The sequence below is a fragment of the Mesorhizobium sp. 131-3-5 genome, assembly GCF_016756575.1.
In the GTDB taxonomy this organism is placed as follows: Bacteria; Pseudomonadota; Alphaproteobacteria; order Rhizobiales; family Rhizobiaceae; genus Mesorhizobium; species Mesorhizobium jarvisii.
Genome location: NZ_AP023254.1, coordinates 1,227,679 through 1,239,852 on the forward strand (window position 1 = coordinate 1,227,679; position 12,174 = coordinate 1,239,852).

General features: G+C 65.2%; 12 protein-coding genes. 11 read left to right on the forward strand and 1 reads right to left on the reverse strand.

The window, feature by feature from the left end:
- Window positions 1-99: 99 nt before the first annotated feature.
- On the forward strand, window positions 100-1,398 hold the full coding sequence (locus tag JG747_RS05925) for an MFS transporter (RefSeq protein WP_019861820.1): 1,299 nt from the start codon (window positions 100-102) through the stop codon (window positions 1,396-1,398).
- Between the two features lie 53 nt (window positions 1,399-1,451).
- On the opposite strand, the gene JG747_RS05930 is transcribed toward JG747_RS05925, so the two are convergent.
- A complete protein-coding gene (locus tag JG747_RS05930) occupies window positions 1,452-2,303 on the reverse strand; it encodes a mechanosensitive ion channel family protein (protein WP_202361362.1) in 852 nt (283 codons plus the stop codon).
- Window positions 2,304-2,544: 241 nt separating this feature from the next.
- Here JG747_RS05930 and rsfS point away from each other — a divergent pair, with 241 nt between their 5' ends.
- The 10 genes from rsfS (at window position 2,545) to JG747_RS05980 (ending at window position 12,169) form a co-directional block, all read left to right on the forward strand.
- On the forward strand, window positions 2,545-2,922 hold the full coding sequence (rsfS, locus tag JG747_RS05935) for a ribosome silencing factor (RefSeq protein ID WP_010912111.1): 378 nt from the start codon (window positions 2,545-2,547) through the stop codon (window positions 2,920-2,922).
- A gap of 84 nt (window positions 2,923-3,006) precedes the next feature.
- On the forward strand, window positions 3,007-3,489 hold the full coding sequence (gene rlmH / locus JG747_RS05940) for a 23S rRNA (pseudouridine(1915)-N(3))-methyltransferase RlmH (protein ID WP_202361363.1): 483 nt from the start codon (window positions 3,007-3,009) through the stop codon (window positions 3,487-3,489).
- 205 nt (window positions 3,490-3,694) lie between these two features.
- A complete protein-coding gene (locus JG747_RS05945; RefSeq protein WP_019861816.1) occupies window positions 3,695-5,065 on the forward strand; it encodes a murein hydrolase activator EnvC family protein in 1,371 nt (456 codons plus the stop codon).
- A gap of 1 nt (window position 5,066) precedes the next feature.
- Complete coding sequence (locus JG747_RS05950; protein ID WP_064981294.1) at window positions 5,067-6,398, forward strand: S41 family peptidase; 1,332 nt, start codon at window positions 5,067-5,069, stop codon at window positions 6,396-6,398.
- A gap of 192 nt (window positions 6,399-6,590) precedes the next feature.
- Window positions 6,591-7,772 carry a divergent polysaccharide deacetylase family protein gene (locus tag JG747_RS05955; protein WP_064981292.1) on the forward strand — a complete coding sequence of 394 codons (1,182 nt, stop codon included), beginning with the start codon at window positions 6,591-6,593 and terminating at the stop codon, window positions 7,770-7,772.
- A gap of 30 nt (window positions 7,773-7,802) precedes the next feature.
- Window positions 7,803-8,324 (forward strand): RNA pyrophosphohydrolase, encoded by a 522-nt coding sequence (locus tag JG747_RS05960; protein WP_019861812.1) that lies wholly within the window; start codon window positions 7,803-7,805, stop codon window positions 8,322-8,324.
- A gap of 65 nt (window positions 8,325-8,389) precedes the next feature.
- Window positions 8,390-9,535: an alanine racemase gene (gene alr / locus JG747_RS05965; RefSeq protein ID WP_202361364.1), complete on the forward strand. Its 1,146-nt coding sequence runs from the start codon at window positions 8,390-8,392 to the stop codon at window positions 9,533-9,535.
- 273 nt (window positions 9,536-9,808) lie between these two features.
- Window positions 9,809-10,231, forward strand: a complete 423-nt coding sequence (gene rnk / locus JG747_RS05970) for a nucleoside diphosphate kinase regulator (RefSeq protein ID WP_064981290.1) — start codon at window positions 9,809-9,811, stop codon at window positions 10,229-10,231.
- Window positions 10,232-10,245: 14 nt separating this feature from the next.
- Window positions 10,246-10,788, forward strand: a complete 543-nt coding sequence (locus JG747_RS05975) for a nucleoside-diphosphate kinase (protein WP_019861809.1) — start codon at window positions 10,246-10,248, stop codon at window positions 10,786-10,788.
- A 124-nt stretch (window positions 10,789-10,912) separates the two neighbouring features.
- Window positions 10,913-12,169 carry a D-amino acid dehydrogenase gene (locus tag JG747_RS05980; protein ID WP_202361365.1) on the forward strand — a complete coding sequence of 419 codons (1,257 nt, stop codon included), beginning with the start codon at window positions 10,913-10,915 and terminating at the stop codon, window positions 12,167-12,169.
- Window positions 12,170-12,174 lie beyond the last annotated feature (5 nt).

The window sequence follows — 12,174 nt, forward strand, 5'->3', positions numbered from 1 at the left end:
GACCTGCACGGTCTTCCTTTCTCCCAGGGGAGAAGGGAAGACCGCCGATGTCGTTTTTGCAGGGGCTTTTCGCTGCCGCATAGGCGATCTTGTCTGAACATGACCACTCCCGTGAAGCACAATACCAAAATCGATCCGGTGCATGGCAGTGCGCCGACGCCGCTGATCGCGATCGCCAGTGTCATCGTGTCGATGGCGCTGATCGCCATCGGCAACGGGCTGATGTTTGCCTACATCCCGGTGCGGCTCGGCGTCGAGGGCTTCGATCCGACCTGGGCCGGGCTGATCGTCACCGGCCTGTCGGCCGGCGGTCTTGCCGGCTGCATCCTGACCGGGCCGCTGGTGCGCAGGGTCGGCCATGCCCGCGCCTTCATGGTGCTGTCGGCGCTGATCGCGCTTTCCAACGCGGCCATCGGTGCCGGTCCGCACCCCGTGCTGTGGATCGGCGCGCGCGCCCTCTACGGCTTTGCCATATGCGGCCTGTTCATCGTCGCGCAGAGCTGGCTGAACGATGCCGTGGCCAACGCCATACGCGGCCGGGTGATGGCCTTTTTCTACGTCGCCTATGTCGCCGGGCTCGGTGTCGGCTATGCGACGCTGGCGCTGGTCGACATCAAGACCGCGGACGCGCCCTTGATCGGCATTGCCTTCACCGCCTTGTCGATCCTGCCCGTCGGCATGACGCGGCTGGCGCAGCCGCCGGCGCCGCAGGCCGCCTCGGTGGCGCTGGGCCGGGCCTGGCGGATTTCACCGGTCGGCGTTGCCGGCATGCTGGCGGTCGGTGGCCTGTCCATGTCGATTTCCGGTTTCGCGCCGATCCATGCCACGGCCAAGGGCTATAGCCAGGCCGATGTGGCATTGCTGCTTTCGGTGATGCCGCTCGGCACGCTGATCCTGCAGCTTCCCTTCGGCTGGATATCCGACCGCACCGATCGCCGCTACGTGCTGATCGGGGCATCCGCGCTGGCCGCGGTGGCCGGCATGTTCGCGCTCGGTTTCGACGGCGGCGCGCTGCCGGCGCTGCTGGTGATCTATGTCTTGTGGGACGGCGCTTCGGAATCGATCTATTCGCTGTCAAGCGCGCATGCCGCCGACCGCGCCGGCAAGGACGACATGGTGGCGCTGTCCAGCTCGCTCCTGTTTGCCTGGTCGCTGGCCGGGTTCGTGGTGCCGGGCATCGTGACGGCGCTGTCGGCCGTCTTCGGCACGCAGGCCTTCATCTATGTGGCCGTTGTCATCGCCTGCGCCTTCTGCCTGTTCGTGCTGTTGCGCGTGTTCACCACACAGGCCGTGCCTGCCACCGAGACCGGCAGCTTCGCACCGATGACGGCGCAGGCGCCGCTGCCGGTCGAACTCGCTTATGCGCCGGACGAGATCGCAGGCCGGACCAAGGACTGAACGGGTTTCCTTCGATCGCCGTAGTGAAAGTGCTCTGGACGTCTCGCGACTGCTTACTGCTTACGGGTCTCCTGTGCCGGTGCTTCCGGTGGCGGCAGCGGGATGGAGATGCCCTCGCTGTCGAAAGCCTGCTTTGCACGTTTCGTCATGTCGATATTCGTGGAGAAGTAGTCGGCCGCCGAAGTCCAATAGCGCAAGGTAAGCGAAACGGTCGTATCGCCGAGGCCGGCCACGAAGGCGATCGGCGCCGGTTCACGACGGATGCGCTTGTCGGCGCCGGCAAGAGCAAGCAATGTCTTCTGGGCGCCGTCGATGTCGTTCCACGAACCGATGCTCAAGCTGATGTCGCTGCGGCGCACCCCATTGCGCGAAAAATTGCGCACCGGCTGGTTCCACAGCGTCGAATTGGGCGCTAGTATGTAGACGCCGTCGGCGGTCCTGAGCCTGGTGGCGAACAGGCCGATTTCCTCGATCGACCCTGAAATGGCGCCGACCTCGACGGATTCGCCGATGCGGAACGGCCGCAGCGCCAGAAGCATGATGCCGGCGGCGATGTTCTGCAGCGTGCCTTGCAGCGCCAGGCCGATGGCAAGGCCGATGGCGCCGATCGCGGCGATGATCGAGGCGGTCTGCACGCCGAACTGGCCGAGCACCATGATGACGACCAGGATCAGGATGGCGTACCGGACGATCTTGGAAAAGAAATGCCGCAGCGTCGCGTCGAAACCGTGGATATGGCCGAGGCCGGCAAAGATCGAACGCTCGGCGAGGCCGGCGACGATGTAGCCGACCACCAGCAGGATGATGGCGCCGATGGCCGAGAAGGAATAGGAAACGATCAGCGTACTGAGCTGCGCCAGGCCGGCCTGGACGGTAAGAAGGGTGTTTTGCGGGTCGATCGGCATGGCGGGATTCCGGTTGGTCGGTCAGCCGATAACCCATGCCAGACGCCTGGGTTCCGCTTTTTTTGCCTCCCTCTGGAACAAGCGGGCAACCGGCGAGTTCGCGTGAGTTGGGGCTGCGTCTTGAAACTGTCAGGGAACTCTGCCTATCTAAGTGGCGTCACCTGCTTTTGGGGGTGATTTGGTTGTTCTTGCTGCGAAAGGAAATACACTGAGAACAGCACTGCGGAAGAAGGCCGACATCGTGCCTTCGCCGGCCGGGATCAGCGTAAACGACGCCGTGTCCCGCGCCATCAACACAGTCCTTGCCAGTCTGGAAGACTCCAAGGCCGAAAACATCGTCTCAATCGACATTCAGGGGAAATCGAGCCTCGGCGACTACATGGTCGTCGCGTCGGGCCGATCGCACCGTCATGTCTCGGCTGTCGCCGACCATCTCCTCAAGGCGCTCAAGGATGCCGGCCTCGGCACGGCGCGCGTCGAGGGGCTGTCCGGCGCCGACTGGGTCCTGATCGATTCGGGCGACATCATCGTCCATGTCTTCCGCCCCGAAGTCCGCGAATTCTACAATCTCGAAAAGATGTGGCAGGCGCCGGATCTCGAGGAAGAGACCCTCCACTAAGCCGCCGTTGTTTTGATGCATGTCATTGTCCCAAAACCGCTTCCCACTTTGGGTGACATGCACTAGCGGCTTATAGAGGCGAGGATGAAGATTTCAGTTCATGCCGTGGGCCGAATGAAAGCCGGCCCCGAGCGGGAGTTGGCCGACCGCTATTTCGAGCGCTTCGCCAAGAGCGGGCCGGCGGTCGGGCTTGAATTCGCCGGGATAACCGAGATCACAGAGGGCCGGTCGCAGAGCGCTGTAGAGCGCCAGCGCGACGAAGGCTCCCGACTGCAGGCGCAGCTGCAGCCGGGCACGGCGATGATCGTGCTCGATGAGCGCGGCAAGAGCCTTTCCTCGCAGGATTTAGCCAATCGCATCGGGCAGTTGCGCGACGGTGGGCGCAAGGCGCTGGTGCTGGCCATAGGCGGCGCCGACGGCCACGATCCGCCGCTGCGCGACCAGGCGGATCTGGTGCTGTCGTTCGGTGCGCTGACCTGGCCGCATCAACTGGTGCGGGTGATGCTGGGGGAGCAGCTCTACAGGGTGGCGACGATCCTTTCCGGCCACCCCTATCATCGCGCATGAGCCTGCCGCACAGTTGGCGCCAGCGGTGATTCGTCGCCCATTGCCCGGATTTCCGCCCCAATGCCGAGCTAGATTCAGAATCTGTGGTTTTGATGCATGTCGTTGCCCAAAACGGGGACCACTTTGGGCAACATCCATTCGGGGACGGGCTGGTCGAACATGGTTGATGGTTCGTTAACGAAGCCGCGGATAGTATAGATCGCGAATGTCTGAGGGCTGGAAATCGATAACGGGCCCGACAGGGGGCTCCTGGCGCGCGCGCTGCGGCATGGCTGCGGTGGCGATGCTTCTGTCGTTCCACTCGGCGCGGGCCGAAAACACGCTCGACATGGCGCCCGATCCGGACCAGAGCCGCGCCGAGTACGAGCAGGTTTCCAAGGAAATAACGCTGTCGTCCGAACGGCTTGCCAAGCTCGCCGCCGATATCGCCGCGGTCAAGAAGGACCATGCCTCGATTACCGCCGCGCTGATCCAGTCGGCGATGACCGAGCAGAAGCTTGGCCAGGACATCGAGGACATCGGCGCCAAGCTGGAAGGGCTGAAGGACCGGCAACAGAAAATCCGTGCCTCGCTGATGGCGCGGCGCGACGTGCTGGCCGAGGTGCTGGGCGCGCTGCAGCGCATGGGGCTCAACCCGCCGCCGGCGATCCTGGTCAAGCCAGAGGACGCGCTGTCGTCGGTGCGAAGCGCCATCCTGCTCGGCGCCGTGGTGCCGGAATTGCGCCAGCAGACCGACAGCCTGCTGGCCGACCTCAAGGAGCAGACCCGGGTAACGGCCTCGATCGAGGCCGAGCGGGCGCGGCTGACGGACGCTGTCGGCGAGCAGGTGGCGGAAAAGAAGCGGCTCGGCATGCTGCTGGAAGCCAAGCAGAAGCTCGAGGCCGACACGCAGGCGCAAATGGCGGCCGAACAGCAGCGTTCCGAGCAGCTGGCGGCCAAGGCCAGCAGCCTGAAGGACCTGATCGCCTCGCTCGAAGCGCAGGCCGACAAGGCCCGCAAGGCCGCCGATGCCGCAAAGGCAGCCGCTGCGGGCCAGCCGGGTGACGTTCCGAACAGTGATGGAAACGATGGCGGCGACAAAACGGCATCGCTGGCGTCGCTGCCGGTTCCCGAAGGCAACCGGCTCACCGCGACCGCCCCCTTTTCGGCGCTGCAGGGGCAGATCGCGCTGCCGGTCACCGGCCGCATCAAGCGCCGGTTTGGCGCGGACGACGGTAATGGCGCGGTGATGCTTGGCGACATGCTTGCGACACAATCGGGAGCCATCGTCACCGCTCCGGCGGATGGGAATGTGCTTTATGCGGGGCCGTTTCGCTCCTATGGTCAACTCTTGATCCTCAATGCTGGCGACGGTTATCATGTCGTTCTGGCGGGGATGAGCAGAATCAGCGTCGTGACTGGCCAGTCAGTGCTCGCAGGAGAGCCGGTCGGTGCGATGGGAGAGGCCCGGGTGGCAAGCACCTCGGTTTCGAAGAATGGAAATGCCACGCCGGAACTCTACGTCGAGTTCCGCAAGGATGGAAAACCCGTCGATCCGACCCCATGGTGGGCGGACCGTTATTCTGGAAGGACGTGAAATGATGCGGAAACTGTCGCTTCTGTTTGCCGGTGCGCTGATGGGCGCATCCGCCATGAGCCTCGTCTATGGTGCTCCTGGCTCGTCGGCGAACGCTGCGGGATCGGAGACCTACAAGCAGCTGGCGATCTTCGGCGACATCTTCGAGCGGGTGCGGGCGCAATATGTCACGCCGCCCGACGACAAGTCGCTGGTCGAGAACGCCATCAACGGCATGCTTTCCTCTCTCGATCCGCACTCCTCCTACATGAATGCCGAACAGGCGCAGGATATGCGCGTGCAGACCAAGGGCGAGTTCGGCGGCCTCGGCATCGAGGTCACCATGGAGAACGACCTGGTCAAGGTGATCACGCCTATCGACGATACGCCCGCCGCCAAGGCTGGCGTGCTGGCCGGCGACTACATCGCCAAGATCGACGGCGAAGAGGTTCGTGGCCTGACGCTCAACGACGCGGTCGAAAAGATGCGCGGCCTGGTCAACACGCCGATCAAGCTCACCATCCTGCGCCAGGGCGCCGACAAGCCGATCGAGCTGACGGTGGTGCGCGACATCATCAAGGTCAAGGCGGTCAAGTTCCGGGTCGAGAACGACATCGGCTACATGAAGATCACCTCCTTCACCGAAAAGACCTATGACGACCTCGAGAGCGCCATCGACACCATCAAGAAGCAGGTGCCGGACGACAAGCTCAAGGGCTATGTGCTCGACCTGCGCCTCAATCCGGGTGGCCTGCTCGACCAGGCGGTGAGCGTGTCCGACGCCTTCCTGAAGCGCGGCGAGATCGTCTCGACGCGTGGCCGTGATCCGAAGGACGTCACCCGCTTCGACGCCAAGCCGAAGCAGACCGACGACATCAACGGCAAGCCGATGATCGTGCTCGTCAATGGCGGCTCGGCCAGCGCGTCCGAAATCGTCGCCGGCGCGCTGCAGGATCTGCGCCGCGTCACGGTGGTGGGCACGCAGTCCTTCGGCAAGGGTTCGGTGCAGACCATCATTCCGCTCGGCGAGAATGGCGCGCTGCGGCTGACGACGGCGCTCTACTACACGCCATCGGGCAAGTCGATCCAGGGCAAGGGCATCACGCCCGACATCAAGGTCGACCAGCCGCTGCCGCCGGAACTGCAGGGCAGGGACCTGACGCGCGGCGAATCCGATCTCAAGGGCCACATCAAGGGCGCCGACGAGAGCGCGACCGGCTCGGGCTCGGCAGCCTATGTGCCGCCGGATCCCAAGGACGATCTGCAGCTGATCTTTGCCGAGAAGCTGCTGCGCGGCGAGAAGACCGATCCGGCCTTCCCGCCCAATCCGGAAAAGGCCGTGCTCAACCAGTAACGGTTTGGTCGGCCGGGTCTGGCCGCCTGAACGAAGCAATGCGATGCTGCCGGGACCGAAAGGTTCCGGCAGTTTGATTCGGGGAGGCAAGACCAGGCCTCCGGATGCGGCGCCAGGGGGCGCCAGGGTTGATGAATTCGCGCATGTCGTCGAAGGGGTCGCCTTCGCAACCATGCGCCCCGGGGACAGGGCTTGGCTGATATCGGCAAGGACATCGAACGCCCGCTTGGACAGACGCTCCGAGCGCCGCGCGCTGCCCGCAAGTTCAGCACTGGCGTGGTTGCGTCGACCGTTGTCGTGCTGGCGCTGGTCGGCGTCTCGGCCGCGATCGCGCTCCGGGAAAAGCCGTTTCGAAAGCCGCAAGAGGTCGCCGTTTCGACGCCGAAAGTGACGGCTGCGGCCGAGCCGGCCGCCGCGCCATCCGCTCTGGCCCCGGTGGCGGCGCCAAAGGTTGAAACGCCGTCCAAAACCGGTGGTCCTCAGATCATCCATGTGCAGAAGGAGGAGGGCGATGGCCCTCCGCAAGCCGCCATCGTCATCCGTGATCCATCGAGCATTGGGCAGAACCTGAAGATCGCGCATCTTCCCGACAAGGCGCTGATCGAAGCCAGCGACACCGGACCGCTGCCGATACGCTCCGCCGATGGAAGGCGGCCTTTCGATGTCTATGCACGGCCGTGGTCCGGCGCGCGTGGGGCGCGGGTGGCGATCGTCATCGGCGGGCTAGCCGTCTCGCAGACCGGCACCCAGGCTGCGATCGCCAAGCTGCCGGCGGAAGTGACACTGGCCTTCGCGCCGCAAGGCAACAGCATCGGCCGCTGGATGCAAGCCGCCCGGCAGGGCGGCCACGAGATCGTCATGCAGGTGCCGCTCGAACCATTCGACTATCCCAACGTCAACCCCGGCCGCAACACGCTGACGGTGGCGGCGAGCGCTGAGGAGAACCTCAAGAGTTTGCACTGGGCGCTGTCGCGGACGACGAACTACACCGGCGTCATGAACTATATGGGCGCGCGTTTCTCCGCCGACCCGGCGGCAATGGGGCCGTTCATGGCCGAACTCGGCAAACGGGGTCTGGCCTATATAGACGACGGTTCGTCGGCGCGCAGCCTGGCGCCCGACCTGGCGCTGAAGGACGGCGTGCCCTTCGTAGCCGGCGATACGGCGATCGACGCCGTGCAGGATCGCGGCGCAATCCTGAAGAAACTCGACAGTCTCGAAGCCACAGCGCGGGCCAAGGGCACTGCCGTCGGCATCGGCTCGGCCTTCGATCTCACGGTCGACACCGTGTCGTCCTGGATTGCCGAGGCCAGGAAGCGCGGCATCGAGATCGTGCCGATTTCAGCGGTGGCGATCGATCCGCAAAAGGGTTAGCCATCGCAAGATGGCTGGAGAGACTGACTGATGCCGAAGACGAAAATAGTCGACCGCGAAACGCTGCCCTATCGTCCCTGTGTCGGGCTGATGATCCTCAATGGCGAAGGCCTGGTCTGGGTCGGGCATCGCATTGCCGAGCCCGACAGCGAATTCGCCGGCACGACGCAGCTGTGGCAGATGCCGCAAGGCGGCATCGACAAGGGTGAGGAACCGCTGCAGGCGGCCGAGCGTGAGCTTTATGAGGAGACCGGCATGCGCAGCGTCTCGCTGCTCGCCGAGGCGCCGGACTGGATCAATTACGACCTGCCGGATCATCTCGTCGGCATTGCCTTCAAGGGCCGGTATCGCGGCCAGACGCAGAAATGGTTCGCCTTCCGCTTCCATGGCGAGAGCAGCGAAATCCACATCAATCCGCCGCCCGGCGGCCACACCGCCGAATTCGACAAATGGTCGTGGCGGCCGATGCAGGATCTGCCCGACCTGATCGTGCCGTTCAAGCGCAAGGTCTATGAAGAGGTGGTGGCGGCGTTCAGCCATCTGGCGCGGTAATCGCGCGTCGAGGTTGCCGCGTTGGTGCGAGGGTCGTATTGAAGGCCGATGCAATGAGGGTCGCCATGAACGACGCCGTCAACCGGTCCGCTGCGAAAACCGTCACCGGGTGGCCGGTCAGCGAGGCGGCGGCCGGCGCGATCCTGACGATCGATCTCGGCGCGATCCGTGAAAACTACCGGCGGCTGAAGGCGCGGCTGGGCGGCGTGGCCTGCGCGGGCGTGGTCAAGGCCAATGGCTACGGGCTTGGCGCCGCCCAGGTGGCGGCGGCACTGACCCGGGAAGGCTGCGACATCTTCTTTGTCGCTCTGCTGGCCGAAGGCATTGCGCTGCGCAAGGCGATCGGAACCGGGCCGGATATCTATGTGCTGAACGGGCTGCCGCCTGGCTCCGAGCCGGAAGCGATGGCGGCTGGGCTTTGCGCGGTCATCAACAGTGGCGCGCAGTTGAAGGCCTGGCGCGCGGCGGCGCCGGCTGCCGGTCGCCGGCTGCCGGCTGCCATCCAAGTCGACAGCGGCATGTCGCGGCTCGGCATGGCGCCGGCCGAAGTCGAGGCGCTGGCTGGGGATAGCAGTGCGTTCGACGGCATCGACGTCAAATATGTGATGAGCCATCTGGCCTGCGCCGACGAGCCTCACCATCCGGCCAACGAGCAGCAGCGGCTGGCCTTTGAACGGCTGCGCGCCGTACTGCCCGAGGCGCCTGCCTCGCTCGCCAATTCCTCCGGCATCTTTCTCGGGCCGTCCTACCATCACGATCTCGCTCGGCCGGGAGCGGCGCTCTACGGCATCAACCCGACGCCTGGTGAGGCCAATCCGATGCTGCCCGTGGTGCGGCTGCAGGCCAAGGTGGCGCAGACGCGCCGCGTCGAAAAGGGCGCCGGCATCGGCTATGGCCACAGCTATCACGCGGACGCTCCGCTGAGCCTGGCGACGATTTCGTTCGGCTATGCGGATGGCTGGCTGCGCCGCTCCGCTTCGGCGGCCTGGTTCGGGGGCGTGCGCCTGCCTTTCCTCGGGCGTGTGTCGATGGATTCGATCATTCTCGACATATCGGCCCTGCCGCCCGGCAGGCTGCGCGAGGGCGATGTGGTCGAGCTGCTCGGTCCCTCGCAGAGCGTCGACGATGCCGCCGGCCATGCCGGCACCATCGGTTATGAAATCCTGGCCAGTCTCGGCCCGCGCTTTCACCGCCACTATGTCGGCGGTTGAGCGGTTTGGCCGCGCTTGACAAGCGGGCGCCTGTCGGCAAGGTTCGGGGCATGAGCAACCTCGCTTACACCAGAACCTTGTTCAGGGTCTGCCCGATCGCGGGATCGTAGCCCCGGCGCGGCCGCCTTCTGGCGTCCGTCCGTATCGGGGCATCCATACATCCAAACCGCCATCAAGCCGTACAGCCCTTCGTGGCTGCCGGCTTTCATCACGCCGCCATCAGTGCGGCGGCAAGCGCGCATCCATTCGATGCGCCGATCCAAGAGGTGTGCCATGCAACATGCAACAGGACCGCGTCCATCGAGTCGGATTGTGATCAGCGACACCGACCACGACAGGTTGACCGGCCTGGCGAGAGCCTTGCTCGACCGTGCCCCCGAGACGGCCGAGGAACTGCTCTTCGAGATGGACCGCGCCGTCGTCACGGACGCGGCGGCGATGCCGGCCGACGTGGTGCGTATGGGTTCGATCGTGACGGTCCGCGGCGAAGGCGGGGAGACCCAGCGCATCATGCTGGTCTATCCCGGCGACGCCGACATTGCCGAAAACAGGATCTCGGTGCTGACGCCGATGGGAACGGCGCTCATCGGGGCGGCGGCCGGGCAGGCGGTGTGCTGGAGCAGTCGGGGCGGCCGTGAACTGTCGGTGACCGTCGAAGCCGTCGACACGCCGGCCTCCGGCGCGCAGCGGCGCTGATCGTGGAGGCGGTGATGAAGAACACGAATTGCTGCCTGACGACGAAGGACCGCGCCGTCCTCGAAGTCATGCTGGAGCGCCGGCGGGCATTCGCGGATCCGATCGTGCGCATGCTCGAACACAAGCTTTCAAGCGCCGATATCGTGCCGATCGATTCGGTCGGCCCCGATATCGTCACGCTGAACAGCAGGGTGGTGTTCAGCGTCGATGCCGGTCACGCCGAGACGCGTACCCTGGTGCAGAACGAGGGCCGCGGGCCGGTGGGCTCCAGCCTGTCGGTGGCAACCAGGCGTGGGCTGTGCATGCTTGGCATGGCGCAGGGCCAAGCGGCTTCGATCGAGCACGCCGACGGCCGGCGGGAGTCGATCCTGATCAAGGCCGTGCTCTACCAGCCGGAGGCTGCCCGGCGCGCGGTCAGGCAGAGGGACCGGGCCGACGGGCGGCGACCGCACGGGCTCACTCTCGTCTACAGCGCCGCGGACGATTGGCGGCCTCTTGGCGAGACGCCCGGAATGCGGCAGACAGAAGACGACGACCCCGGTCCCTCGGCGGCGTGAATGGGCAACAGCGCATGGTTCTCGAAAATCGGCATCGATTTTCATTTGGGATCATGCGCAAATCGAGAAATGCGGTCGCGTCCACGGGCGTCCTGAGGACGCGCGGCGCGGCAAGGAGTGAACGATGCAGATCATGGTGCTGGGCGGCGGCGTCATCGGGGTGACCACGGCCTATTATCTTGCCGAGGCCGGCCACGAGGTGACGGTGCTCGACCGCCAGAAAGGCCCGGCGCTGGAAACCAGTTTCGCCAATGCCGGCGAGATTTCGCCCGGCTATGCCTCGCCCTGGGCCGGCCCCGGCATTCCGCTCAAGGCGATCAAATGGCTGTTGATGAAGCATGGCCCGCTGGTGGTGCGGCCGGCCTTCGATCCGCATATGTGGACCTGGCTGGTCAAGATGCTGCGCAACTGCACCGCGGAGCGCTATGCCATCAACAAGTCGCGCATGGTGCCGCTGGCCGAATACAGCCGCGACACGCTGAAGGCGCTGCGCGAGGCGACCGGCATCACCTATGACGAGCGCAGCCGGGGCACGCTGCAGCTGTTTCGCACGCAAAAGCAGCTCGACGGTACCGGTGGCGATGTCGATGTGCTGAAGAAATATGGCGTGCCCTACGAGATCCTCGACCAGGACGGCTGCATCGCGGCGGAGCCGGCGCTGGCCGGCGTGCGCGAGAAATTCGTCGGCGGGCTGAGGCTGCCGCATGACGAGACCGGCGACTGCAAGATGTTCACGGAGAAACTGGCCGAGCTCTGCGTGGCGCGGGGCGTCAAGTTCGAATACGACACGACGATCTGGCGCGTCCTGCGCAGCCGCAACCGCATTGCCAATGTCAGCACCAGCAAGGGGTTCAAGGCCTCCGAAGCCTATGTGATGGCGCTGGGCAGCTACTCGGCCGGCTTCATGCGCCGGATGAAGCGGTCGATCCCTGTCTATCCGGTCAAGGGCTATTCGATCACCGTGCCGATCAAGGATGCCGCCCTGGCGCCGGTGTCGACCGTGATGGACGAAACCTACAAGGTGGCGATCACCCGGCTGGGCGACCGCATCCGCGTCGGCGGCACGGCCGAGATTTCAGGCTTTGACCTCAGGTTGCACGAATCGCGGCGGCGCACGCTCGAACATTCGGTCGGCGATCTCTTTCCGGGCTCCGGCGCCATGCGCGAGGCGACCTTCTGGTGCGGCCTGCGGCCGATGACGCCGGATGGGCCGCCGCTGATCGGCCGTACCGAGCTTTCCAATCTCTTCCTCAATACCGGCCATGGCACGCTCGGCTGGACCATGGCCTGCGGCTCGGCCAAGGTGCTGGCCGACATCATGTCGAACAAGGTGCCTGACATCGATGCCCGTGCCCTGGCGCAGGAGCGCTACCTGAAATAGGCGGC